General features: G+C 65.5%; 23 protein-coding genes. 10 read left to right on the forward strand and 13 right to left on the reverse strand.

Going from position 1 to position 23488, the window contains the following annotated elements; all coding sequences use genetic code 11:
* Positions 1 to 169: 169 nt before the first annotated feature.
* From AC3FNH_RS10475 to cyoA, 7 genes are read right to left on the reverse strand one after another with little or no spacing between them, the layout of a single operon-like run.
* The gene (locus AC3FNH_RS10475; protein ID WP_488719992.1) at positions 170 to 544 is read right to left on the reverse strand and encodes a nitrile hydratase accessory protein; all 375 of its coding nucleotides are present in this window, start codon (positions 542 to 544) and stop codon (positions 170 to 172) included.
* Positions 541 to 1200 carry a nitrile hydratase subunit beta gene (nthB, locus tag AC3FNH_RS10480; protein WP_488719993.1) on the reverse strand — a complete coding sequence of 220 codons (660 nt, stop codon included), beginning with the start codon at positions 1198 to 1200 and terminating at the stop codon, positions 541 to 543. The genes AC3FNH_RS10475 and nthB overlap by 4 nt, the downstream gene beginning before the upstream one ends.
* Complete coding sequence (gene nthA, locus AC3FNH_RS10485) at positions 1197 to 1853, reverse strand: nitrile hydratase subunit alpha (protein ID WP_488719994.1); 657 nt, start codon at positions 1851 to 1853, stop codon at positions 1197 to 1199. The genes nthB and nthA overlap by 4 nt, the downstream gene beginning before the upstream one ends.
* Before the next feature lie 19 nt (positions 1854 to 1872).
* On the reverse strand, positions 1873 to 2265 hold the full coding sequence (gene cyoD, locus AC3FNH_RS10490) for a cytochrome o ubiquinol oxidase subunit IV (RefSeq protein WP_488719995.1): 393 nt from the start codon (positions 2263 to 2265) through the stop codon (positions 1873 to 1875).
* Positions 2262 to 2951, reverse strand: a complete 690-nt coding sequence (gene cyoC / locus AC3FNH_RS10495) for a cytochrome o ubiquinol oxidase subunit III (protein WP_488719996.1) — start codon at positions 2949 to 2951, stop codon at positions 2262 to 2264. The genes cyoD and cyoC overlap by 4 nt, the downstream gene beginning before the upstream one ends.
* Positions 2944 to 4947, reverse strand: a complete 2004-nt coding sequence (cyoB, locus tag AC3FNH_RS10500) for a cytochrome o ubiquinol oxidase subunit I (RefSeq protein ID WP_488719997.1) — start codon at positions 4945 to 4947, stop codon at positions 2944 to 2946. The genes cyoC and cyoB overlap by 8 nt, the downstream gene beginning before the upstream one ends.
* Before the next feature lie 56 nt (positions 4948 to 5003).
* Positions 5004 to 6041 (reverse strand): ubiquinol oxidase subunit II, encoded by a 1038-nt coding sequence (gene cyoA, locus AC3FNH_RS10505; protein ID WP_488719998.1) that lies wholly within the window; start codon positions 6039 to 6041, stop codon positions 5004 to 5006.
* Between the two features lie 147 nt (positions 6042 to 6188).
* On the opposite strand from cyoA, the gene AC3FNH_RS10510 reads away from it, so the two are divergent.
* Positions 6189 to 7505: an MFS transporter gene (locus AC3FNH_RS10510; RefSeq protein WP_488719999.1), complete on the forward strand. Its 1317-nt coding sequence runs from the start codon at positions 6189 to 6191 to the stop codon at positions 7503 to 7505.
* On the opposite strand, the gene AC3FNH_RS10515 is transcribed toward AC3FNH_RS10510, so the two are convergent.
* Together AC3FNH_RS10515 and AC3FNH_RS10520 are read right to left on the reverse strand one after the other, a co-directional pair.
* Positions 7477 to 8295 carry a helix-turn-helix transcriptional regulator gene (locus AC3FNH_RS10515; protein WP_488720000.1) on the reverse strand — a complete coding sequence of 273 codons (819 nt, stop codon included), beginning with the start codon at positions 8293 to 8295 and terminating at the stop codon, positions 7477 to 7479. The genes AC3FNH_RS10510 and AC3FNH_RS10515 overlap by 29 nt on opposite strands.
* Positions 8279 to 9190: a DMT family transporter gene (locus tag AC3FNH_RS10520; protein WP_488720001.1), complete on the reverse strand. Its 912-nt coding sequence runs from the start codon at positions 9188 to 9190 to the stop codon at positions 8279 to 8281. Before AC3FNH_RS10520 ends, AC3FNH_RS10515 begins: the two co-directional genes overlap by 17 nt.
* Positions 9191 to 9473: 283 nt before the next feature.
* On the opposite strand from AC3FNH_RS10520, the gene AC3FNH_RS10525 reads away from it, so the two are divergent.
* The 3 genes from AC3FNH_RS10525 to AC3FNH_RS10535 all read left to right on the forward strand — a co-directional run bounded on the left by AC3FNH_RS10525 (position 9474) and on the right by AC3FNH_RS10535 (position 13120).
* Positions 9474 to 11063, forward strand: coding sequence for a DUF1800 domain-containing protein (locus AC3FNH_RS10525; RefSeq protein ID WP_488720002.1), 1590 nt, complete (start codon positions 9474 to 9476; stop codon positions 11061 to 11063).
* A 37-nt stretch (positions 11064 to 11100) separates the two neighbouring features.
* A complete protein-coding gene (locus AC3FNH_RS10530) occupies positions 11101 to 12441 on the forward strand; it encodes a DUF1501 domain-containing protein (RefSeq protein WP_488720003.1) in 1341 nt (446 codons plus the stop codon).
* Positions 12442 to 12568: 127 nt separating this feature from the next.
* Entirely contained in the window at positions 12569 to 13120 is a 552-nt protein-coding gene (locus AC3FNH_RS10535) for a cytochrome b (RefSeq protein WP_276102231.1), read from the forward strand.
* A gap of 17 nt (positions 13121 to 13137) precedes the next feature.
* Here the strand turns inward: AC3FNH_RS10535 and AC3FNH_RS10540 are convergent, their stop codons facing one another.
* From AC3FNH_RS10540 to AC3FNH_RS10555, 4 genes are all read right to left on the reverse strand, one after another.
* Positions 13138 to 13737, reverse strand: coding sequence for an ABC-type transport auxiliary lipoprotein family protein (locus AC3FNH_RS10540; protein WP_488720004.1), 600 nt, complete (start codon positions 13735 to 13737; stop codon positions 13138 to 13140).
* Positions 13734 to 14558, reverse strand: coding sequence for an MlaD family protein (locus tag AC3FNH_RS10545; RefSeq protein ID WP_488720005.1), 825 nt, complete (start codon positions 14556 to 14558; stop codon positions 13734 to 13736). Before AC3FNH_RS10545 ends, AC3FNH_RS10540 begins: the two co-directional genes overlap by 4 nt.
* 65 nt (positions 14559 to 14623) lie before the next feature.
* Positions 14624 to 15040: a glycine zipper family protein gene (locus AC3FNH_RS10550; protein ID WP_276102228.1), complete on the reverse strand. Its 417-nt coding sequence runs from the start codon at positions 15038 to 15040 to the stop codon at positions 14624 to 14626.
* A gap of 13 nt (positions 15041 to 15053) precedes the next feature.
* Complete coding sequence (locus AC3FNH_RS10555) at positions 15054 to 15500, reverse strand: hypothetical protein (protein ID WP_276102227.1); 447 nt, start codon at positions 15498 to 15500, stop codon at positions 15054 to 15056.
* Between the two features lie 694 nt (positions 15501 to 16194).
* Between AC3FNH_RS10555 and AC3FNH_RS10560 the strand changes: the two genes are divergently transcribed.
* The 6 genes from AC3FNH_RS10560 to AC3FNH_RS10585 all read left to right on the forward strand — a co-directional run bounded on the left by AC3FNH_RS10560 (position 16195) and on the right by AC3FNH_RS10585 (position 23482).
* Positions 16195 to 18513 (forward strand): DUF3141 domain-containing protein, encoded by a 2319-nt coding sequence (locus AC3FNH_RS10560; RefSeq protein ID WP_488720006.1) that lies wholly within the window; start codon positions 16195 to 16197, stop codon positions 18511 to 18513.
* A gap of 60 nt (positions 18514 to 18573) precedes the next feature.
* A complete protein-coding gene (locus AC3FNH_RS10565) occupies positions 18574 to 19512 on the forward strand; it encodes a phosphate acetyltransferase (RefSeq protein WP_488720007.1) in 939 nt (312 codons plus the stop codon).
* A gap of 4 nt (positions 19513 to 19516) precedes the next feature.
* The gene (locus AC3FNH_RS10570) at positions 19517 to 20704 is read left to right on the forward strand and encodes an acetate/propionate family kinase (RefSeq protein WP_276102224.1); all 1188 of its coding nucleotides are present in this window, start codon (positions 19517 to 19519) and stop codon (positions 20702 to 20704) included.
* 31 nt (positions 20705 to 20735) lie between these two features.
* On the forward strand, positions 20736 to 21518 hold the full coding sequence (gene fabI / locus AC3FNH_RS10575) for an enoyl-ACP reductase FabI (protein ID WP_276102223.1): 783 nt from the start codon (positions 20736 to 20738) through the stop codon (positions 21516 to 21518).
* A 127-nt stretch (positions 21519 to 21645) separates the two neighbouring features.
* Positions 21646 to 21969, forward strand: a complete 324-nt coding sequence (locus tag AC3FNH_RS10580) for a hypothetical protein (protein ID WP_276103309.1) — start codon at positions 21646 to 21648, stop codon at positions 21967 to 21969.
* A gap of 484 nt (positions 21970 to 22453) precedes the next feature.
* Positions 22454 to 23482 carry a YeiH family protein gene (locus AC3FNH_RS10585; RefSeq protein ID WP_276102221.1) on the forward strand — a complete coding sequence of 343 codons (1029 nt, stop codon included), beginning with the start codon at positions 22454 to 22456 and terminating at the stop codon, positions 23480 to 23482.
* Positions 23483 to 23488: the final 6 nt, after the last annotated feature.

Here is a 23488-nt window from a genome sequence, read left to right on the forward strand (position 1 = left end):
AAAGAGCCCGAAGATTAATGACAAAGGCTTGGCATTTGTTGCTCAATTTGAGCGTAATTGTTCGATGGATTGTGTTTGTGACGAATGATGCCCTTTTGCGTCGAGCTGGCCATGAGGCCATCGAAGGCGGGAAGGCGACTGATAACGTGAATCTCAGCTTGCCATTGAACTAGCGGCGGCCCAGTTCGATTGGACGGCCATGCGGCGTGTGCCGCGCCGCCTCATCCCATTCGCCCTTGCGCTGGGCAAGCAGGGGTTCCGTGACCAGGCACTTCGCTGCGCTGATCTTTTCCAATGCCGCGAGCCAGTGCTGGTAGTAGGTTTCGCCGGTGTCAGGGTCGCCCGCGCGCTGGGCATCGCGGATCGACTGCGCCAGTTGTCCGGCCCATTCGGTCCACGTGAAGACGCCGCGCTCATGCAGGGCCAGCACCATGGCGAATGCCTGCGCTTCCCACGGTGCCCTGAAGACCGGTCCGGCGTCGTCGCAGGGCAGATCGGGAAGGGCATGGCGCAGTTCGCGTACAGGGAGGGCCGCCGCACTCATGCCAGTTCCTCGAAATAGGACTCCCAGCAATCCACGCAGACGGAGGCCGCCGTTGTGTCGGGACCCCAAAGCTCGATGGCGTCAAAACACACCGTGTACAGCCATTGCGGCTGGTCGCCAAGCCGCAGCGCACTGGCATCGGGGAAGACATGGGCGCCGTGCACCCGGACAATTTGCCCTTGCCTGCCGCGGCAATAGCGGGGCAGGCGTGTATGCGTCGCCGGATTGAGCAGCCGGGTCCGGACCACGTCGCCGACCGCAAAGCGTGCCGGCGCCGCTGCCGGACGGGCGCTGGGGCTGCCGCGCAGCAGCGATGCGGATACCTCTTCCGCCTTCAGGACACGGTCGACCGGCTCGCCAGCGATGGCCAGCGTGCCTTGTACGATTTCCTCGGCCGTGACCAGGCCCGCGCCGAGCAGCACCTTTTTCAACCCCTCGAACCAGATCTCGTAGTAGCTGCTGGCCAGGTATTGCGCCGGCGGCAGGCTTTCACGGGCGGCGCGCTGGATGTCGATGTTCCACTTGCCCACGGCGTTCATGGCCAGGTTGAGCGCCAGCACGCGGCGCTCCCAGCCGGCATGGAAGGTGGGCTCGTCCGGCTCGGGCCGCACCGGCCCGAACGCTTGCATGCCGCCCAGGTCCTGCGCGCCGTTCATCGCGACGCCCCTCCCGGCGAGGCAGGTGTCCTGGCGAGGCCGGTGCCGATCATGGAGTCGCGCGTCACCAGTTCGGCGAGCGCGTCTTCGCTCCAGCCGTCGGTCGACGGCGGACGCATGGGCAACACCAGGTAGCGGATCTCGGCCGTGGAGTCCCACACCCGGATCTGCACCTCGTCGGCGAGCGCTACGCCGAAATCCCTGAGCACCCCGCGCGGATCGATCACGGCGCGCGCGCGATACGGCGCCGACTTGTACCAGACCGGCGGCAAGCCGAGCACCGGCCACGGATAGCACGAGCACAGCGTGCAGACCACCATGTTGTGCAGGGCAGCGGTGTTTTCCAGCGCGACCATGTGCTCGCCCTGCCTGCCGCTGTAGCCAAGGGAGGCGATTGCTGCCGTCGCGTCTTCCAGCAGCCATGCCTTGTAGTCCGGATCCAACCACGCCTTTGCTACCACGCGCGCGCCATTGCGAGGCCCGACCTGGTGTTCATAAGTTTCGATCAGGACATCGAGGGCCTTGGGGTCGATATAGCCTTTCTCGACCAGCAGCGATTCGAGCGCGCGCACGCGCAGCTCGATGTCGGACAAGGGGCTGCCGTCGTCGTGATGGTGCGCGGCGTCGTTGTCCTTCGGGTGTTCGTGGTGCATCGGCCTGGGTCCGTGCCGGTCAGGGCAGCTTCCCGGTGTCCACCATTGCGGGCATCATGTTCGAGTTCAGGTGGAACATCACCCACAGCGTCCCGCTCAGCGTGATCACCACCAGCACCAGCGTGAAGATCAGGGCCAGCATGTTCCAGCCGCCCTCCGACCTGGCGTTCATGTGCAGGAAGTAGATCATGTGCACGACGATCTGCACGGCGCCCAGCAACAGCAGCACCATCGCGGTGGTGCTCGACTTCTCGAAGACCTTGCCCATGACCAGCCAGAATGGAATCGTGGTCAGGATCACCGACAGCACGAAGCCGGTCGCGTAGCCGGTCAACGAGATGTGGATGTGGCCGTCGTCATGGCCGTGCGCGTCGTGGCCATCGTGGCCGAGCGTTTGGTCCGGTGCACTCATGGCAGCACTCCCATCAGGTAGACAAAGGTGAAGACGCCGATCCAGACCACATCCAGGAAGTGCCAGAACATCGACAGGCACATCAGCCGGCGGCGGTTCTCGGGAATCAGCCCGTGCAGTCGGACCTGCACCATCAGCGTGATGAGCCAGATGGTGCCGACGGTCACGTGCAGTCCGTGCGTGCTGACCAGCGAGAAGAACGAAGTCAGGAAGCCGCTGCGCCATGGGCCGGCGCCTTCGCTGACCAGATGGACGAACTCAAAGATTTCCACACCAAGGAAGGCCGCGCCCAGCAGGCCGGTGACTGCCAGCCACCCCTGCGTGCCGCCGACGCGGCCCTGCTGCATCTGCAGCATGGCAAAGCCGTACGTGATCGACGACAGCAGCAGGAACGTGGTGTTCAGCGCCACCAGCGGCAGGTCGAACAGCTCGGCGCCGGTCGGCCCGCCCGCGTAGCTGCGGCCGAGCACGCCGTAGGCCGCGAACAGGCACGCGAAGATGAGGCAATCGCTCATCAGGTAGACCCAGAACCCCAGCAAGGTGCCGTTGGGCACGTGGTACTCGCTGGTCATGTAGAAGCGCAGTTCGCCCTCCTCGGTGCCATGGCCGGACTGCACGGCGTGCGGCGGGGCGGGCGGTGCGGCCTGAGCGCGGCCGGCGGGGAACGGGGCTGCGGTATCAGGCATGGTGGGCCATCAGCGCCGAGCGCGCCGCCTCCGTGTTGCCGACCGTATCGGCCGGGATGTAGTAATCGCGCTTGTAGTTGAAGGTGTGCACGATCGCGCTGACGATGAGCGTCGCGAACGACACCACCACCAGCCACCAGATGTGCCAGATCAGCGCAAAGCCGCAGACTGTGCTGAGACCTGCCAGGATGATGCCCGCGCTAGTGTTCTTCGGCATGTGGATCGGTATGAAGCCGTGCAATGGCCGCTGGAAGCCGTGCGTCTTCATCTGCCACCAGGCGTCGCTGTCATGGACGATGGGCGTGAAGGCGAAGTTGTAGGCGGGTGGCGGCGACGAGGTCGACCATTCGAGCGTGCGGCCATTCCACGGATCGCCGGTAACGTCGCGCAGCGATTCGCGGCGCATGAAGCTCACCACGAGCTGGACCAGGAAGCAGCCGATGCCCAGCGCGATCAGCAGCGCGCCGAATGCCGCGAGCAGGAACCAGAACCGCAGCGAGGGGTCTTCGAAATGGCTCATGCGGCGGGTCACGCCCATCATGCCGAGCACATACAGCGGCATGAACGCAAAGTAGAAGCCGACCAGCCAGAACCAGAATGAGCACTTGCCCCAGAACGGCTCCAGCCGGTAGCCGAAGGCCTTGGGAAACCAGTACGTGATGCCGGCCATCAGCCCGAACAGCACGCCGCCGATGATCACGTTGTGGAAGTGGGCGATCAGGAACAGGCTGTTGTGCAGCGAGAAATCGGCGGGCGGCACCGCCAGCAGCACGCCAGTCATGCCCCCGATCACGAAGGTGACCATGAACCCGACCGTCCACAGCATCGGCACCTCGAAGCGGATGCGCCCGTGGTACATGGTGAACAGCCAGTTGAACAGCTTGGCCCCGGTCGGGATCGAGATGATCATGGTGGTGATGCCGAAGAACGAGTTGACGCTCGCCCCGGATCCCATCGTAAAGAAGTGGTGCAGCCAGACCAGGTAGGACAGCACCGTGATCACGACCGTGGCGTAAACCATCGATGCGTAGCCGAACAGCCGCTTCTGGCTGAACGTCGCCACCACCTCGGAGAATACCCCGAACACGGGCAGCACCAGGATGTAGACCTCGGGGTGGCCCCAGATCCAGATCAGGTTCACGTACATCATGGCGCTGCCGCCCTGGTCGGCCGTGAAGAAGTTCATGCCCAGGTAGCGGTCCAGCGCCAGCATGGCCAGCGCCGCGGTCAGCACGGGGAACGCGGCGATGATCAGCACGTTGGCGCACAGCGCGGTCCAGGTGAAGACCGGCATGCGCATCAGCGTCATGCCCGGCGCGCGCATCTTGACGATGGTCACCAGCAGGTTGATGCCCGAAAGCACCGTCCCCACCCCCGCCACCTGCAAGGACCATATGTAGTAGTCCACCCCTACGTCAGGGCTGTGGACGATGCCGGACAGCGGCGGATAGGCCAGCCAGCCGGTGCGCGCGAACTCGCCGACGAACAGCGACATCATCACCAGCACCGCGCCGCCGGTGGTCATCCAGAAGCTGAAGTTGTTGAGGAACGGGAAGGCGACGTCGCGCGCGCCGATCTGCAACGGCATCACGAAGTTCATGAGCCCGGTCACGAGCGGCATCGCCACGAAGAAGATCATGATCATGCCGTGCGCGGTGAAGATCTGGTCGTAGTGGTGCGGCGGCAGGTAGCCAAGGTTGTCGCCGAACGCGACGGCCTGCTGCAGGCGCATCATCACGGCGTCGGCAAAGCCGCGCAGCAGCATGATGATCCCGAGGATCACGTACATGATGCCGATCCGCTTGTGGTCGATGCTCGTGAACCACTCGCGCCACAGATACCCCCACAGGCCGAAGTAGGTCACCGCGCCCAGCAGCGCCAGGCCGCCGAGGATCACGACGATGAAGGTGCCCAGCAGGATCGGCTCGTGCAGCGGTATGGCCTCCCAGCTCAGGCGGCCGAAGATGAGCGTGGCGAGTTCGGATCGCTCCTGCATGTTGTCCTCCAGGGCCAGGGTGAAGGTTCTGTCGGGACGCTCGCGTCCCGGTTGTGCTACCGCAGCGCTACCGCGCTGCGCTCGCTGTACGGGGCGGCCGGATCGAACGGCGCCTTCGGCGTATTGCTGGCCGTGCAGACGGCGCCCAGCGCGCCGCCCTGCTGGCGGCGCGCGTCCATGGCCATCAGGTCCTTCGTGCACACCTGTCCGGCGCGCACGCAGCGGTTCAGGATGGCATCGAACAGCTCGGGCGCGACACTGGCGTAGTGGCGCACGGGATCGCGCTCGCTGGGCTGTTCCAGTTGCAGGTAGCCGTCGCGCGAAAGCGGCGTGCCGCTGTTCTTTACGCGCTGGACCCAGCGGTCGAAGTCGTCGTGGCTCAGGCCGTGGAAGCGGAAACGCATGTGCGAGAAACCCGCGCCGCTGTAGTTGGCGGAGAAACCTTCATAGTCGCCGGGCTGGTTCATCACCGCATGCAGCTTGGTTTCCATGCCTGGCATCGCATAGACCTGGCCGGCCAGCGACGGAATGAAGAAGGAGTTCATCACGCTGGAGGCCGTGATGCGGAAGCGGATGGGCCGGTCCACCGGCGCGGCGACTTCGTTGACGCTGGCAATGCCCTGCTCGGGGTAAAGGAAGAGCCACTTCCAGTCGAGTGCAACCACCTCGACCGTCAGCGGTTGCACATCGGCTGGCAGCGGCCGCTGCGCATCGAGCCGCTGCAGCGGCCGGTACGGATCGAGCTTGTGGGTACTGACCCAGGTCACCGCGCCCAGCGCGATGATGATCAGTAGCGGCGCCGACCAGATCAGCAGCTCCAGCACCGTGGAGTGGTCCCAGTCGGGGTTATATGGCGCTTCGGTGTTCGAGGCCCGGTAGCGCCAGGCGAACAGCAGCGTCAGCACGATCACGGGCACGATGATCAGCAGCATGAGCCCGGTCGAGATGAGGATCAGGTTGCGCTGCTGGAGCGCGAGGTCGCCGTTCGGCGACATCAGCACCATGCTGCATCCACACAGGGCGGCCGCTGCCGGAGCCAGCAGGATCCAGCGCGGTGCGCGCGGTAGTGCCTGAGTCGAACGGTCGGATCGCATAGGCTTGGGTCCTCTGTTGCCATCCTGTACGCTGAAGCGTACGTGACTTAGACTGTTCTGAGCAACTATGGCAGTTTAGGCGCTCAGGGGCTAATCGCCAGGGAGCAAATTCCTCACTAGCCCCGTTACTCCCATGGAGGTATACGGATGGCCAGCCTGACCCATCAGCATCGTGCGTCTCCTTCTGCACCTCCCGCGCCAGGGGCCGCGCATGTCGCGCCGGCGGAGATCGCGACCGGCGTCGTGATCGGCAGGGCGTCCGAGTACTTCGATTTCTTCGTCTATGGCATCGCGTCGGTGCTGGTCTTCCCCACGGTGTACTTCCCGTTCGCGGACCGGCTCGAAGGCCTGCTCTATGCGTTCTCGGTGTTTGCGCTGGCCTTTGTCGCGCGGCCGTTCGGCACGGCGCTGTTCATGCGCATCCAGCGCCGCTGGGGGCGCGGCATCAAGCTGACGGCGGCGCTGTTCCTGCTGGGCACGGCCACGGTGGGCATTGCCTTCCTGCCCGGCTATGCCACGCTGGGCCATACCGCGATCGTGCTGCTGGCCGTGTTCCGTTCGCTGCAGGGCATTGCCTTCGGCGGTTCGTGGGACGGGCTGCCGTCGCTGCTCGCGCTGAATGCGCCGCCCGAGCGGCGCGGCTGGTACGCGATGATGGGGCAGCTCGGCGCGCCCACGGGCTTCATCGTCGCCGGCTCGCTGTTCCTGTTCCTGAACCTGAGCCTGGACCGCGGCGAATTCCTGGAGTGGGGCTGGCGCTATCCGTTCTACGTCGCCTTCGCCATCAACGTGGTGGCACTGTTCGCGCGGCTGCGGCTGGTGGTGACGCACGAGTACACCCAGCTGATGGACGAGGACGAGCTTGAGCCGATCAGCACCGTGGAGCTCATCAGCAAGCAGGACTACAACATCATCCTTGGTGCGTTCGCCGCGCTGGCCAGCTTTGCGCTGTTCCACCTGGTCACGGTATTCCCGCTGTCCTGGGTGGAGCTGCACCAGACGCAGCCGATCACCGACGTGCTGAGCGTGCAGGTGGTCGGCGCGTTCATCGGCATCGTGGGCACCATTGTCTCGGGCCGCATCGCCGACCGTATCGGGCGCCGCACGACGCTTGGGACCATGGCGGCGCTGATCGGCTTGTTCGCGCTGTTCGCGCCGCTGCTGATGGGCGGAGGGCCGGTGGCGCAGGACCTGTTCATCCTGATCGGTTTCGGCCTGCTCGGCCTGTCCTACGGCCAGGCGGCGGGCGCGCTCACGTCCAACTTCGAACGCCGCTACCGCTATACCGGCGCCGCGCTGACCACGGATTTCGCGTGGCTGTTCGGCGCGGCCTTCGCGCCGCTGGTGGCGCTGGGGCTGTCGGTCAAGTTCGGGCTGGTCGCGGTCAGTGCCTACCTGTTGTCCGGTGCGGTCTGCACGCTGCTCGCGCTGCGCATCAACCGCGCCCTGGCGTCGGAGGACTGAAGCCGCCCGCCGATGCGCGCCATGCCCCCGGCGGCTGGCCGAAGCGGCGCGTGAAGCTGCGCGTGAAGGTGGTCTGGTCGGGATAGCCCGAAGCCAGCGCCACCTCTGCCAGCGGCAGCCCGCTGCAAGCCAGCAGTTGCACCGCACGGTCCAGCCGCAAGCGCGTCTGGTAGCGGTGGGGCGTGTCGCCGAAGGCTTCGGCGAACAGCGTGTGGAAGCGGCGTACGCTCCAGCCGAAGCGCGCGGCCAGATGGTCCGCATGCAAGGCCGACGACAGGTTGGCACGCAGGTAGGCATCGATAGCCATGACCGGGAACGCGCTCGCGGCCCCTTGTCCGTTCGCCGTGCCAAGGGCGTCCGCAAGGTCGCCGGCCAGCGTGGCCGCGATCGTCCAGTTCCGATGCGTTGCCCGGGCACCACCCGGGCGCCAGGTCGCCAGTGCCTGGACGCGCGTGCCAAGCGCGCCGTCCAGCGCAAATGCGCGCGGCCGCTCCATCAGCCGCGCCGGCAGTGCGACCGATGCGCCGGGAAAATCCGCGACCACCTGCAGGTTGCCCGCCAGCCCAAGGAATTCGTGATGGCTGCCGGCCGGCACGATCAGCCCGTTGTGGCGGTCGACCCGATACAGATGTCCGTCGATCTCCAGTTCGGTGGCGCCATCCAGCCCAAACAGTAGCTGGTGATGGTCGTGCGCGTGCCCCGCGGGCCACGGGTGGTAGCGGCGCGGCTCCACCAGCGGACTCGCGATGCGGACGGGGCCAGCGTGCGCCGGCTCAGCGGGCTGGGGCATGCCTCGGCCTTTCCCGCGTCTGGCACAGCCAGACCCCCGCGCCGGCGACGGCCATGCCCAGCCACTGCAGCGGACCCAGGCGGTCGCCGAACAGCAGCCATGCCTGCACCGCCGCCAGCGGCGGTGCCAGGAACATCAGCGCCGCGGCGCTGGCCGCCTGCCCGCGCCGCACGATGCCGAGCAGCAGCCAGCTGCCGGCGCCCGATATCCCCAGCGCCGCCCAGCCGAGCGCCATCCACAGGACCGGCTCCGGCTGCCAGTGCGGCGTGGCCGATAGCCACACGGCCACGCCGGCCACCAGCATGGCGCCGGCGTTCTGCCACGCAGCGCTGGTGCGCAGGTCCGAGGCGGCAATCGACATTTTCTGCAGCAGGGTTCCCATGGTGATCGAGACAATGGCCAGCGCCCCGGCCAGCAGGACCCAGGGTGATACGGACTGGGACTGGCCGGCGCCGGCCTGCATGACCGGCACCACCACCAGCGCCACGCCGGCAGCGCCGGTCGCCAGGCCTTGCCAGGTGCGTCTGGAAGGTAGCTCGTGCAGCAGGGGAATGGCAAGCAGTGCCGTCAGCAGTGGCTGCAACGCGCCCAGCAGCGCCATCACGGCGGGCGGCAGGCCGTGCGCCACCGCGCCGAAGGCGCTACACAGGTACAGGCCCTGCATCAGCGCCCCGGCCAGCAGGTGGCGCGGCACCTCGCGCCACGCCGGCCAGGCGGCGCGCGCTGCCAGCGCGGCGATGCAGAACATCAGCGCAGCCAGCGCAAAGCGCGCCAGCAGGAACAGGCTGGTGTCGGCGAGCGGCACGATGGCCTTGCCGACGATAAAGCCGGTGGACCAGATCAGGACAAAGGCAAGGCCGGGCAGCCAGCCGCTGGAAGCTTGGGGGTGAGACATAGGGGCAGGCGGCCCGGAGGCCGGTATCGGGTCGACGGAGCCGGGCGGCACAAGGTCCGCGGTGCCGGCATGCCCGGAAAGTAACGCGACGAGGTGGCGGAAGTCTTGGCGATTCCGGCAATCGGCCTGGCCATCCGTGTGCTTCAGGCGGCGCATGATATGCCGCGCGGACAGGCCGCGTGAAAGTTTTCGTAACCATGCCGCAGGTGCGCTGCTGTCAACCGGCATCCCGCCCGCCACGTAAGATGGCCATGTCCCTGCATCGCAAGACAAGGAGCCAGGCATGATCCCTGGGCGGCAGACGATTCCTGCCAGAGCCGGCATCCGCGGCGTGCTGGCCACGCTGCTGGCCGCGGCCGGCATGCTGGCGCTGGTGTCCTGCGCGCAGCAGCCTGCGGCCACGTCGGGCCCGCTCGGCGCGGCGGACCTCCATTGGCTTAATACCGTGAGCTTTGGTGCCGACCAGGCCAGCATCGCCCGGCTGCGCGAGCTGGGCCGCAAGCGCTACCTCGAAGAGCAACTGCGCATGCCGGCCGCCGACCCGCCCGCGGTGGCCACCGCCGTTGCCGCGCTGCCAAACCTGCAGGGCACCGCTGCCGAGCGTGCGCGCGCGGCGCGCGAGGAACGCCAGCGCATCGCCGACCTGTCCGACGAGATGGCCAGGCAGCAGGCCCGCGAAGCGCTCAACCGGCAGGGGCGCGAGGCGATCGCCGACACCAGCCGCCGGCACCTGCTGCGCGCGCTGTATTCGCCGGCCCAGCTGCGCGAACAGATGACCTGGTTCTGGATGAACCACTTCAGCGTCTATGGTGCCAAGGGGCAGGTGCGCTGGTCTTTGCCCGACTATGAAGAACGTACCATCCGGCCGCGCGCGCTTGGCAGGTTCAGCGACCTGGTGCTGGCCACCGTGACCGCGCCGGCCATGCTGGAGTACCTGGACAACACGCAGAGCAGTGTCAACCGCGTCAACGAAAACTACGCACGCGAGCTGATGGAGCTGCATACGCTGGGCGTGTCGGGCGGGCCCAGCGGCTCGCGCTACACCCAGCAGGACGTGCAGGAGCTGGCGCGCGTGCTGACGGGCTTCGGCATCAACGCGCGCGGCGAGCCGCCTCGGCTCGCTCCGGCGCGCGCGGGGCTGTACCGCGGCGACGGGCTGTTCGAATTCAACCCGAACCGGCACGACTTTGGAGCCAAGACGCTGCTCGGCCAGCGCATCGAGCCGGCCGGGTTTGACGAGGCCGCGCGCGCCGTCGCGATCCTGACGCGCGAGCCGGCCACGGCCCGCTTCATCAGCGCGAAGCTTGCCGCCTATTTCGTGGCGGACAACCCGCCGGCCTCGCTGGTCGATCGCATGGCCGCCACCTTCAGGCGTACCGATGGCGACATTGCCGCGGTGCTGACGACGATGTTCCTGTCGCCCGAGCTCGACCGCGTGCTGGACGCGCCAGGCCGCAAGTTCCGGGACCCGATGGCCTTCGTGATGGCGTCGATGCGGCTGGCCTACGACGGCCGCACCGTCAGCAACCTGCGGCCGGTCATGAACTGGCTGAACCAGCTTGGCGAGCCGCTCTACGGGCATGTCACGCCGGACGGCTACCCGGCGGCGGAAAGCGCCTGGGCGAGTTCCGGGCAGATGGTCAAGCGCTTCGAGATCGCGCGCGCCATCGGCTCGGGCCCGGCGGGGCTGTTTGCGGGCGATGCCAATATCCCGCCGGGGCCCGCGCGCTTTCCCGTGGTTGCCGGCAAGGCCTACTACGACACCATCGAGGCGACATTGGGTCCGCAGACGCGCGCGTCGCTTGCGCAGGCGGAAACACAGGCCGAATGGAACACGCTGCTGCTCAGCTCGCCCGAATGGATGCAACGCTGATCCATCGGGGCGACGCACACGACGCGAGGACTTCGAGATGAAACGTCGGGAATGGCTCAAGACAATGGGCAGTGCCGGCCTGGCGCTGGCCTTGCCCGCGGTGGTGTCGCGCGTCTATGCGCTGCCGGCGCAGGCGGACGCGCGCTTCCTGCTGGTGTTCCTGCGCGGCGCCTATGACGCCGCCAGCGTGCTGGTGCCCGCCGGCAGCGATTTCTACTACGCCTCGCGGCCCAATATCGCCATCCGGCGGCCGGTGCCCGCTGGTGCCGAACGCGATCCCGCGGCGGCCATCGCGCTGGCGCCGGCCTTTGCGGCAGATAGTGGCCGCCGCGGCATCGGCGACTGGGCGCTGCACCCGGCCCTGGCCGACACCGTGCTGCCACTGTGGAACCAGCAGCAGCTCGCCTTTGTGCCGTTTGCCGGCACCCACGACATGTCGCGCAGCCACTTCGAGACCCAGGACAGCATCGAATCCGGCGCGTCGGGCACCGGCGATGACCGCCATGAAGCGGCGTCACAGCGGGCGTCGCTGCGCGGCAGTGGCTTCCTGAACCGGCTGGCGCAGTCGATGGGCGGCCGCGCGGCGCCGGTGGCCTTCTCCGATGGCTTGCCCCTGGTGCTGTCCGGCAGCCAGGACGTGCCCAATGTCTCGCTCAAGGGGACGGGCCGTACGCCGTTCGACGCGCGGCAGACACACGCGCTCGCGCAGATGTACCGCGGCACGCGCTTCGAGTCGCTGATCGACGAAGGATTCGAACTGCGCCAGACCGTAGCCGAGCAGGCGCAGGCGATGCAGGCCCGCGCCGTCGTGGCGGGCGCGATGGACAGCGCGGCCGCGCGCATGCAGGACATGCAGGCGGCCAACCGCCGTTCCCTGAGCGCGCGTGGCTTCGAGGTCGAGGCGCGCCGCATGGCGGGGCTGATGCGCGACAAGTTCAACCTCGGCTTCGTCGACGTCGGTGGCTGGGATACGCACTCCGGTCAGGGGGCCGCGCAGGGCCAGCTGGCGAACCTGCTCGACAATCTCGGACGCGGGCTTGCCGGGTTTGCACAGGAGATGGGGCCGACGTGGGGCAAGACCACCGTGGTGGTGGTGTCGGAATTCGGCCGCACGTTTCGCGAGAACGGGTCGCGTGGCACCGACCACGGCCACGGTACGGTCTACTGGGTCGCCGGCGGCGCCGTGCGCGGCGGCCGCATCGCCGGCGAACAGGTGGCCGTTGAGCCGGGCACGCTCAACCAGAATCGCGACTACCCGGTGCTCAATGAGTACCGCGCCATGCTGGGTGGGATATTCCGCCGGCTGTACGGCCTGGACGATGCGCGGTTGGCGCAGGTGTTTCCCGGGGGAGGGACGGCGGATCTTGGGCTGGTTTAGCGCGGCGTTCGCCTGACAGGACGCGATCTGGCCGACCGTCCTGCGACGTGCGATCATCCGGTTGAGCTGGCCGGCACGGCAAGACTCGTCAGAGCTGGCGATGCTATTGGTGAGTGGAATGCGAGCAATGGCCCCGATCGCTAACACCGAAGACCGCTATGGTCTTGTCGCCATCGTGCTTCACTGGTCAATGGCCCTTCTGATGATCGGGCTTGCGGCCCTGGGGTTTTACATGGCCGCACTTCCGGATGCGGGCTTCGACACGAAGAAGATCACGCTGATTCTCTATCACAAGGAGTTCGGACTGCTGGCCTTCGTCATCTTCGCATTGCGCCTGGGCTGGCGTGTCACCCAGGTGCTCCCGAAGCTCGTCGAGCATCTGCCCGAATGGCAAATGGTAGCCGCCCGCTTTGTCCATCTTTGCTTCTATGGCCTGATGTTCGCCATGCCGATGACAGGCTGGCTGATGTCGTCGGCCGCCGGCATCCCGGTTTCGTTCTTTGGGCTTTTTACACTGCCCGATTTCATTCACCGCAACGACCATCTGTTCGGCCTGTTCATCGAACTCCACAAATGGCTGGGATACGCGCTCGTTCTCTTGCTAGCCGTCCATATGGGTGCCGCCCTGCGGCACCATATCGTGTTCAAGGATGACACCCTGCGCAGAATGCTCCCTTAGAACCGGGGTCCCGGTTGTCAGTGCGCATTCTCGATCACGAGTCTGGAAAGCTCCCGCAACAGTCTTCCCATCGCCTCATTCGCCGCCACGACTCCCGCGTAGGGCGTTCGTTCGGCGAGTGGCACCTGCACCGAAAGCTCTTTTGCCGTGATGAGCCGGTTGGTCGCCTCCTGCCGGAGATCGAAGCGCGCCGTGAGCCGCAGCACCGCGGGATCCGATGTGAAATCCTGATCCAGTTCGACGATCTCTGTGTGAAGCACGAAGGTATGCCGACCCGAATAGGGAGGAGACAGGACCGCGCTGAAGTAGTGGGTGCGCCGAAGTGTTTCCATGATCAACGGCTGCATCATCTGCGCAGGTGTGTCTACCCATTCGTTCTGGCTGAAGTAGGCGATCTGATACTTCCGGGTGGTATAGGCCATGCGGGACGTGGCATAGGCCGGTGCGGCCTCCGGAGCGAGCACCAATAGCGTCGCGGGATGCGTCCGCTCGGCGGGAAGGTCATCCGGGATGGTGCTCACGGCGTATTTTTTTGTGTCGATGTCTACCGGCGTGAACAAGGTGCATCCGGAAAGTGAAGCGATGCACAGTGCGGCAATTGCCGCGGCCCGCGTCATCGCTTCTCTCCCGGCCCGGGCGACGGCGCCGTCCCGCGGATCAGGATTGACGGGTCGCGGTTGATCCGGTTCGTGACGGCCGTGAGGGAATTCGACAGGTTATCGAGGTCGGCGAGCACCCTGTAGGATTCGGGCAGAACCTGCCCCTGAAGCGTCAGCACCGTTTGTTGGGTCGATTCCATGAGCGGCCCGATCCGATGGCTGGCACGCTCGGTATTGGCCACGATGGCATCGAGCTTCCTGGTATCTTCCGCCATCGCCTGAGTGATTTTTTGCAGACTATCGGCGGATTGCTTCAGCGATGCGATGGTCCGCTCGTCGAGAATCGATGTGAGCAGCGCGGTAACGGCCTGGAAATTGTCGTTGACCTGGCTGATGGCTGTATCGAGCGTCACGACTTTCGACGGCGCCGCCGGGATGGCGGGATAACGGTCGCCGGGTCGTGCGACCGCTTGCCCGGAATCGGCGCCGACGTTTTCGAGCGCAATGAACACGTATCCGGTGAATCCTCGTGTTGCCAGTCCGCGCGAAGTAATCGTAGCCACGGTCGCCGCAGTCACCGGGGCGGTCTTGTCGAGGGATACGAGGATGTCCACCGTCTGCGCGTTGAGGAGCTTGACGCTATCGACTTTCCCCACTTCGATGCCGTGGAATTCAACTGGCGCGTCGGCCATGAGCCCGGAGACGGGCTCCCGGGTATAGACATGGTAAGTCGCGTATCGGCTGCTGGAGAGCAAGTACCAGGTGGCTGCGGCGATCGTCGCGACAAGCAGGCACGCCGCGAAGAGGAGCTTTGCCTTCATGTCGATGCCAGGTTTCATGGCGAAGTCCTCCAGGCAGACAAGGTGGGTGGATCACCCCGCGGAATCCCGGTTCGCCAGAACGCTCAGCGGGTGTTCCCTTGCGGCCCTGGCGGCGGGGAAGTGGGCTTGTAGTCGGCCGGTGGCGTCGCGGGCGGCGCCGCGAGCGTCGGCCCGTAGACCGGGACCCGGTGTCCGCTGGCGTACATGCACTGAATATAGGCAACGTCGTACAGGTGCTGCGCACTGTCGCCTGAGCCGCCCGAATAGCCGGTACTGACCGCTGAACTGTTCGCTGCCGCCGCGCCTGAGGCTGGATGCGAACCCACGCCTCCGACCTGGCCCAGCGCGAACTGGCGGCAGTTGTGGTCATCCTCGACAAATTGGGCAAGCGTCTTGTTGCTGCCAGGGAGCGCTACCACGCTGGGGCCCGACGGCATTACCGTACAGGCGGCCACAAGCAGCATGGCCGCCGTCACGAGAGGAACGGAACGCGGCGTCATCGGTACCCCGGCGTCAGGACGAGGGCTGGGCAGGCACCGTCTGCCAGCCGCCCGGGCAAGTCTTGACATACGGGTAATAGCCACTTGGCTGGTCGCAGCGATACCACCACGCGTTCGCCGATGCACCGTCTGACACATCGCCCTTTTCGATGTACTGCGCGGGGGGCGCGTAGTAACCGTAGTAGTCGGGGTATGGCCAGCCGCCATAGTACGGGTATCCCCACCAGCCCGGCCAGCCGGCGCCTACCACGAAGAAGGCGTGGCCATGCCCATGGTGAAAGCCATCATGGTGGAAGCCATCGTGACCGTGAAAGCTGCCGCCGCGCATACCCCCGCGCATACCCCCGTGCATGCCGCCACCACCACCACCACGGCCGGCGGCCAGCGTCTGACCGCCGGCGGCCATCGCCGCCCCTGCCACGAATGCCAGGGCGATCTTGTAAAACCGGCGTCCGTCCATGATGTTTCCCCGCACCGCTGCCGGACAGCCGGGTCACGCGGGCCCCGTACCGCCCGTCACTTCTGTATCGTCTGATTGCCTGAATACCCCGTACAACGTATCTCCGACCCCGTCCGCGCCCGGCCGGTGGGGCTTGCGCCCTCATCTTATAGACAGTTGAAAGGCCGGATTTATTCCATCCACCGGTTCGGCCTCTGCATCTATTTAGCCTCCGCAGTGGCCGCACCGTTTGGGAGAGACTTCTCTGCGGTTCCTGAAGGGCAGTTTCGCCTGATGTGCTCGGCCCGGCTCATTCCCCGAGAAAGTTTTTCTTATCTCGACCAAGGAAAGATTTCATGTCGGGGTGCCCGGAAGTTCCGGATAGAGTTGTGTACTCGGACGGAATAAAGCAACGTCACATGGCGCCCGATGTGAAAGCGTCTGGCGTCGCCGGCGCCGCGTGATCGATTTACCCGCCGAGACCTCTTTTCATCCCAATCGTTCTCGTCCGCTGGGGAGCAGTGTATGTCTGCCCCACGGGCTTTACAGCCGATCTGTTGGCGGATGTCGCATGGTTTGCCGACAGGAACAGGCGCGTCGGTGCCGGTTCCTGGTGTCTGCCGCAGAGACCTCAGGTCACGGCGTCGCCGCAGTGTTCCTGAATGGACTTTTCTGAACCGAGTTTTGCAGCAGTTCTTCTCTAGCGGAGGGCAGCATGGACGCAGGAAAGAAGTTGGCTCACGCCCGTGAAGTGGGCGTCAAGACGGGCGTGGTGCTGCAAAAGCGCCTGAAGCATGCGCAGGAGGCGTTCAGTCATCGCGTGCAGGAAGCGATGGCCGCAGAGGCGACGACGCCCGCTGGCTGGATCGCTCCCGCGGATCCGATGAACTGCTATGCCTACGCGGTCGACAGCATGCAGCGTGCCATCCTGTTCTGGGACACGATCAGGCAGCGTGGCAACAACTTTGTCGAGAATGCGGTCCAGGGCCTCAAGCCGGTCCTGCACTTCGATTACGAAACCGTGCTGGATGGCCGCAGCTTCGCCCGCCCGGTCAACTATGCGCTGCTGAGGATTACACCGCCAGCGGGCGTTACCGTCGACAACGGCCGCCGTCCCTACGTCATCATCGATCCGCGTGCCGGCCACGGTCCGGGAATCGGCGGCTTCAAGGATGACTCCCAGGTCGGCGTGGCATTGCGCGCAGGCCACCCGGTCTACTTTGTCATCTTCTTTCGTGACCCGGAGCCGGGGCAAACGCTGCTGGACGTATGCGAGGCCGAGCAGCAATTCATCAGGAAGGTGCGTGCATTGCATCCTGATAGTGAAAAGCCCGCCATCATCGGCAATTGCCAGGGAGGCTGGGCCGCCATGATGCTCGCCGCATCGGATCCGGACGACACCGGGCCCATTGTCATCAACGGCGCGCCGATGTCTTACTGGGGCGGCGCCTGGAGCGAAGGCGAAGGTGACAACCCGATGCGCTACTCGGGTGGCCTGCTCGGCGGGACCTGGCTGTCGTCCCTGACGGCTGACCTGGGCAACGGCAAGTTCGATGGTGCCTGGCTGGTGCAGAATTTCGAGAACCTGAATCCGGCCAACAGCTTGTGGGACAAGTACTACAACCTGTACCGCAAGGCCGATACCGAGCCGCCGCGCTTCCTGGAGTTCGAACACTGGTGGGGCGGCTACTACCTGATGAACCGCGAAGAGATCGAATGGATCACGCGCAACCTCTTCGTGGGCAACAAGCTGTGGAGCGGGGACGTCAAGGATGCCGGCGGAAAGGGCTTCGATCTGCGCGACATCAAGGCTCCCATCGTGCTGTTTGCCTCGATGGGGGACAACATCACTCCGCCGCAACAGGCATTCAACTGGGTGGTGGATGTCTATGGCAGCACTGAAGAGATCAAGGCCCGGGGGCAGGTCATCGTCGGGATGATGCACCAGGACATCGGCCACCTCGGCATCTTCGTCTCCGGTAAGGTCGCGCAGAAGGAGCATGCGCAGATTGTTTCCGTGCTGCGAAGCATCGAGTTGTTGCCTCCGGGGCTCTACGGCATGGTGATCCACGAGCGCAAGTCCAATGGCGGCGTCGAGTATGAGGTCGAGTTCCGCGAACATTCGCTCGAAGAGATCGCGCAAAGGCTCAACCGCTTCGAGCGCGCTGACGAGAAGCCGTTCGAAGCCGTCGCTGCGCTGTCCGAATTCAACCAGCGTGCCTATGAACTCTTCGCCCAGCCGTTCGTGCAGGCCATGTCGAACGAGGCGACGGCACGGATGCTGCGCGAGTTCCATCCGCTGCGGATGCAGAACTGGGCGTTCTCGGACATGAACCCGTGGATGGCCTGGCTGGGTACCGCCGCCAATGCGGTCAAGGCGAACCGGCAGGCGCTGGACGCCGACCATCCGCTGCGCAAGCGTGAGCAGGCCGGCGCGGAGATGCTCAGCGCGGGCCTCGACGCCTATCGTGCCGTGCGCGATGCCATGACGGAAGCCACCTTCTTCAATCTGTACGCGAACATGCTCTCGTTGATTCCGCAGGAGAAGACGTCGCATGCCGGTCGGCCAGCGGTTACCGAGCCAAGGGAACTGCCGGAGGTCAAGGCAGCGCTCGCATCGATCGAGCAGGGCGGCTACGCCGAGGCACTTGCCCGGATGGCCTGCCTGCTCAAACGGCAGGGCGAGCCGTTGCCGCTGTCGAGGCTCGAGTTGCGCAAGGAGCTGGTGACGGACTACGCGGAACTGCTGCCGGAATTACTGCCAGAAGCATGGCGCCGGATTCGTGGCCAGCAGGAGCTCATCACCTTGTACGCACCGGAGCAGGCGCTTCAGACGCTGCCGCTCCTTCTGCGCGACAGCGCCGATCGCGAGCGCCTGCAGGCACTCGCCGAGAAGCTCAGGGCTGACGAGCGGGTGCTCGGCAGCCAGCCGACCCCCGAACAGGCCGCGATGCTCGAGCGTATCCGTTCGGTCCTGTCGGTCAAGCCCGAGCGCCCGCGCCGCAACGCGGTGCCACTGGCGCGCGCGTCCTAATGCCGTGTACCGGCCCTTGACAGGAAACCCGCAGCAACCTGGTGACACAGGAGAAAGACCGTGAATGCCAAACACGAGAAGTACCAGCGTCTGATCGACTACTGCAAGTCTCTTCCGCCCACACCCACCGCGGTCGCCCATCCTTGCGACCGGAGTTCGCTGGAGGGCGCGGTCGAGGCGGCGCGCCTGGGCCTGATTGCGCCGATCCTGGTCGGGCCTCGCGAGCGCATCGAGGAGGCCGCCGGTGCCAGCGAGATCGATATCAGCCCGTATCCCCTCGTCGATGCCGAGCACAGCCACGCCGCCGCTGCCGCCGCGGTGCGCCTGGTTCGCGAAGGCAAGGCCGAGGCCCTGATGAAGGGCAGCCTGCATACCGACGAACTGATGGGGGCCGTGGTCAGGGGTGACAGCGGCTTGCGCACGGCCCGGCGGATCAGCCACTGCTTCGTGATGGATGTGCCCGGCCACGAGGACGCGTTGATCATCACTGACGCCGCGGTCAACATCGCACCGACGCTGGAGGAGAAGGCGGATATCCTCCAGAACGCTATTGACCTGGCGCATGCGCTTCAGGTCGGCGAAGTACGGGTTGCGATCCTGTCGGCCATGGAAACGGTCAATCCCAAGGTACCGTCCACCATCGAGGCGGCCGCGCTGTGCAAGATGGTCGACCGGCACCAGATAACCGGTGCGGTGGTCGACGGGCCGCTTGCGCTGGACAACGCCATCAACCTGGACGCCGCGCGCATCAAGAAGATCGACTCACCGGTGGCCGGGCGCGCCAACGTGCTGCTGGTACCGGACCTGGATGCCGGCAATATGCTCGCCAAGAGCCTGACATTCCTGGCCGGTGCCGATGCCGCGGGCATCGTGCTGGGCGCGCGGGTACCCATCATCCTGACCAGCCGCGCCGATGCAGTCATGACGCGCCTGGCGTCATGCGCGGTGGCGGCGCTGGTGGCGAAAGCGCGCCGGGAATCCGGTCAGGTACAGGGGTGACGACATGGCCGATGTGATCCTTGTACTGAACGCAGGTTCGTCGAGCCTGAAGTACTGCGCATATGATGCGCAGGGCGCCGCACTCAAGCTGGTACTGCGCGGCAGTCTCGACGGCCTTTACACATCGCCGAGCTTTCGCGCCTCGGACGCCTCGGGCACGGAAGTCGAGGCCAGGCAGTGGGGCGACGGGACCGAGCTGGGACATGGCGGTGCCGTTGCCTTCCTCGCGGACTTCCTGCGAGGTCACGGAGAAGGCCATACGCTGGTTGGGGTCGGGCACCGCGTGGTGCACGGCGGCGTACGCTTCGCGCAGCCGGAAAAAGTAAGCGCAGAACTCCTGTCAGAGCTGGATACGCTTTGCCCCCTGGCACCCCTGCACCAGCCGCACAACCTCAAGCCGATCCGGATTCTCGCCGAAAGGCGCCCGGAACTGCCGCAGGTGGCCTGCTTCGACACCGCGTTCCACCGGGCGCAGCCAGAAATCGCCCAGGCCTTTGCGCTGCCGGCTTCGATGACTGAGCGCGGCATTCGTCGCTACGGCTTTCACGGTCTTTCCTACGAGTACATCGCCAGCGTCCTCCCCGGTATTGACGCCCGGGCTGGGGCCGGCCGCACCGTAGTGGCCCACCTTGGCAATGGCAGCAGCATGTGCGCACTCGTGGCCGGACGCAGCGTGGCCAGCACGATGGGGTTCACGGCGGTCGACGGCTTGCCGATGGGTACGCGTTGCGGCAGCCTCGATCCGGGCGTGATCCTGTACCTGATCAGCGAGCTCGGCATGGACGCTCGCGACATCGAGGACCTCGTCTACCGCAAGTCCGGCCTGCTCGGCGTCTCCGGCATCTCGAGCGATATGCGCGTGCTGCTCGCCAGCGACGATGCGCGCGCGCGCCTTGCCGTAGAGCTGTATACGTACCGGATCGGACGCGAGCTTGGGTCGCTGGCCGCGGCCGCGCAGGGACTCGATGCACTGGTCTTCACCGCGGGGATTGGCGAGCATGCCGCGCTGATCCGCGAACGCGTGTGCCGTCAGGCGGCCTGGCTGGGGGTAACAGTCGATCCTGCGGCCAATGACAGTGGCGCCACGCGCATCAGCGAGGCATCCGGACGGGTTGCGGTATGGGTGATCCCGACGGATGAAGAATTGATGATTGCCAGGCATACGAAGGCATTGATCGACGCGGGGGCGTGATGAAGACCATCTATCTTCAAAGGGGGGCGAGATGACAGTCCAGATACAACAGCCGGTCCTGGCCGACAAAAAGGCCCTGGTTTGCGGCATCGCGAATGAGCACTCCATCGCCTACGGCTGTGCCAAGGCCTTTCACGACCTGGGCGCCGAAGTTGCGATCACCTATGCCAATGACAAGACCAGGCAGTATGTGGAGCCCGTGGCGCAGGAGCTCGAGGCGCCGATCTTCCTGCCGCTCGACGTTTCCAGCGAGGCCGAGATGGAAGCGCTGTTCAAGGAGATCGAGGACAAGTGGGGCAAGCTGGACATCCTGTTGCACTCGGTAGCCTGGGCGCCGAAAGACGACCTCCAGGGGGGACTGCTTAACTGTTCAGCCGAAGGGTTCGCCAAGGCGATGGATGTTTCCTGCCATTCCTTCGTCCGGATGGCGCGGCTGGCTGCGCCGCTGATGCGGGACGGCGGCACGATGTTCACGATGAGCTACTACGGTGCCAACAAGGTCGTGCCCAACTACAACGTCATGGGGCCGGTGAAAGCTGCGCTTGAGGCGGCCTCGCGCTACCTGGCTTATGAACTGGGGCCCCAGGGAATACGTGTGCATGCGATATCGCCCGGCCCGCTCAAGACCCGGGCCGCATCGGGCCTGAAGGATTTTGACCTGATGCTCGCCGATGCTGCGCAGCGCGCACCGTTGGGCGAGCTGGTCGACATCATGGATGTCGGATTCACCTGCGCATTTCTTGCCACCCCCTATGCCCGCCGGCTGTCGGGCGAGACGTTGTATGTCGATGGCGGGGTGAATATCATGGGTTAGTTCCAGGGCGGCGGACGGTCAACGAAGCGGCGCATGCCTTGCCCGAACGCATCGGGCATGGCGTAAAAGCCTCCACTGCCGTCCCGCCTCGCGCCCAGGTAATACGCAGTTGCTAGACTCGGTAATTATGCGAGAACTTCTTTTTCGCACCCTGCTGTACCGTTACTTCTTCTTTGACTGGCTGTACAAGGACGCCAGCAGTGGCAATCTGCTGGAACGCTCCGCCGCCTGGCGCTTCAACCAGAGGCACGCGCACTGGCTGCTGACCTATATGCGGCGCTGGTTCTGGTGCGGGATTTTCTTCTTTGCCATGGGCGGAGCGGTCGAACAGATGCTGAGCGCCCCTGGCCTGTCAGCGATCTTCTACGTGCCCGGCGTGCTCATCGTGCCGGTCAATGTGGTGATCGGTGTGCTGTGGGTCGGCCTGAAAACACTTCCTGGACCGCTGTGAGTCATTGCCGGCGAGATCGCTGGCGCCAAATGTCAAGCTTGCCGCAGGCAATGCAAAGCGCAGTGGCGAATTCTTGCCTACATTGACGGCACAGCAAGCAATTTGACCTGGATCCCGGCCGATCGACCCGATCGCGCACGCCAGGTGATTCAGGAAAGACCCGAGCATGCGCAAATCCCTAGTCGTGGCCCGCGAGATCTTGTCGGCACTGCGCGTCAAGATCCCCTGTTGCTTGCACCAGTGGCTTCACCACCGGCATGGCAAGGCAACAAGGCGGGCGGCGAACGCACCGCTCGCCGGGATGGGGACACCGCAAAGCGACCGGGAATTTGCCGAGGCCGCCATCCGGTCGTGCCGGACGCTTTGATAGCCGGATGTCATTGCCCCCGCTTGCAATCATGCCGGAAGGTCAGCTTCGGCAAATTCAACCAGAAGCCTCCCGCAAGGACAGGCCGCCCCACACCGATGTACCGGAGAGACAGCCATGTCCGCAAGATTTCTGAATCCGACCTCGCTGAACACATTGCGCGGCTATCTGCCAGGCATGGTCATCAGCGCGGTAGTGACCATCGCAGCCATGTCGCTTGCCGACCATTACCACGCACCGGTGATGCTGTTCGCGTTGCTGCTGGGCATGGCGCTGAATTTCCTGTCCAAGGAGCCATCCAGCGCTGCCGGCATTGACTTCAGCGCCAAGCAGGTGCTTCGGCTGGGCGTGGCCTTGCTGGGATTGCGCATCACCGCCTCGCAGGTCGCCGCGCTCGGCTGGCACTCCGTTGCCATGGTCGTGCTGGCGGTAGGCCTGACCATCCTGTGCGGCATCGTGCTGGCGCGGCTGATGGGGTTCCAGACCTTCTTCGGCTTGCTCACCGGCGGGGCCGTTGCCATCTGCGGCGCCTCCGCGGCGCTGGCCCTCGCCGCGGCCATGCCGCAGCATCCGTTGAAGGAGCGCGCGACGCTGTTCACGGTGATCTCGGTCAGCACGCTATCGACGGTAGCGATGGTGCTTTACCCGATGCTTGCGCAAGTGCTGGCGCTGCCGGCATTGCAGGCCGGTGCCTTTATCGGCGGCACCATCCATGATGTGGCGCAGGTCGTGGGTGCCGGTTACAGCATCTCGCACGAAGCCGGTGATGCGGCTACGCTGATCAAGCTGATGCGCGTGGCCATGCTGCTGCCCGTGATCGCGTTGGCCGCATGGCTGTCGCAGCGGCATCAGCGCGCACAGGGGGAAGCCGGCACGGGCAAGCGCCCGCCGTTGTTGCCATGGTTCGCGGTGGCGTTTGCGGTGCTGGTGGCGATCAACAGCACCGGCTGGTTGCCGGCGGCACTGGTCAAGGCGGGACAGTTCGCCTCGCAATGGTGCCTGGTCATGGCCATGGTATCCATCGGCATGAAGACGCACCTCAAGGACATCCTGTCCGTAGGCTGGAAGCCGGTGGCGCTGATGGTGCTGGAGACGCTGTTCCTGGCCGTCCTGTTCTACGGCATGCTGGTCGTGGTGCGATTCTAGTCATCC

The organism is Cupriavidus sp. 22TCCZM01-5 (assembly GCF_057798915.1).

Coding starts and splice junctions, on each gene's coding strand:
- AC3FNH_RS10475 (WP_488719992.1), bottom strand. CDS start 544: ATGAGTGCGGCGGCCCTCCCTGTACGCGAACTGCGCCATGCCCTTCCC.
- nthB (WP_488719993.1), bottom strand. CDS start 1,200: ATGAACGGCGCGCAGGACCTGGGCGGCATGCAAGCGTTCGGGCCGGTG.
- nthA (WP_488719994.1), bottom strand. CDS start 1,853: ATGCACCACGAACACCCGAAGGACAACGACGCCGCGCACCATCACGAC.
- cyoD (WP_488719995.1), bottom strand. CDS start 2,265: ATGAGTGCACCGGACCAAACGCTCGGCCACGATGGCCACGACGCGCAC.
- cyoC (WP_488719996.1), bottom strand. CDS start 2,951: ATGCCTGATACCGCAGCCCCGTTCCCCGCCGGCCGCGCTCAGGCCGCA.
- cyoB (WP_488719997.1), bottom strand. CDS start 4,947: ATGCAGGAGCGATCCGAACTCGCCACGCTCATCTTCGGCCGCCTGAGC.
- cyoA (WP_488719998.1), bottom strand. CDS start 6,041: ATGCGATCCGACCGTTCGACTCAGGCACTACCGCGCGCACCGCGCTGG.
- AC3FNH_RS10510 (WP_488719999.1), top strand. CDS start 6,189: ATGGCCAGCCTGACCCATCAGCATCGTGCGTCTCCTTCTGCACCTCCC.
- AC3FNH_RS10515 (WP_488720000.1), bottom strand. CDS start 8,295: ATGCCCCAGCCCGCTGAGCCGGCGCACGCTGGCCCCGTCCGCATCGCG.
- AC3FNH_RS10520 (WP_488720001.1), bottom strand. CDS start 9,190: ATGTCTCACCCCCAAGCTTCCAGCGGCTGGCTGCCCGGCCTTGCCTTT.
- AC3FNH_RS10525 (WP_488720002.1), top strand. CDS start 9,474: ATGATCCCTGGGCGGCAGACGATTCCTGCCAGAGCCGGCATCCGCGGC.
- AC3FNH_RS10530 (WP_488720003.1), top strand. CDS start 11,101: ATGAAACGTCGGGAATGGCTCAAGACAATGGGCAGTGCCGGCCTGGCG.
- AC3FNH_RS10535 (WP_276102231.1), top strand. CDS start 12,569: ATGGCCCCGATCGCTAACACCGAAGACCGCTATGGTCTTGTCGCCATC.
- AC3FNH_RS10540 (WP_488720004.1), bottom strand. CDS start 13,737: ATGACGCGGGCCGCGGCAATTGCCGCACTGTGCATCGCTTCACTTTCC.
- AC3FNH_RS10545 (WP_488720005.1), bottom strand. CDS start 14,558: ATGAAACCTGGCATCGACATGAAGGCAAAGCTCCTCTTCGCGGCGTGC.
- AC3FNH_RS10550 (WP_276102228.1), bottom strand. CDS start 15,040: ATGACGCCGCGTTCCGTTCCTCTCGTGACGGCGGCCATGCTGCTTGTG.
- AC3FNH_RS10555 (WP_276102227.1), bottom strand. CDS start 15,500: ATGGACGGACGCCGGTTTTACAAGATCGCCCTGGCATTCGTGGCAGGG.
- AC3FNH_RS10560 (WP_488720006.1), top strand. CDS start 16,195: ATGGACGCAGGAAAGAAGTTGGCTCACGCCCGTGAAGTGGGCGTCAAG.
- AC3FNH_RS10570 (WP_276102224.1), top strand. CDS start 19,517: ATGGCCGATGTGATCCTTGTACTGAACGCAGGTTCGTCGAGCCTGAAG.
- fabI (WP_276102223.1), top strand. CDS start 20,736: ATGACAGTCCAGATACAACAGCCGGTCCTGGCCGACAAAAAGGCCCTG.
- AC3FNH_RS10580 (WP_276103309.1), top strand. CDS start 21,646: ATGCGAGAACTTCTTTTTCGCACCCTGCTGTACCGTTACTTCTTCTTT.
- AC3FNH_RS10585 (WP_276102221.1), top strand. CDS start 22,454: ATGTCCGCAAGATTTCTGAATCCGACCTCGCTGAACACATTGCGCGGC.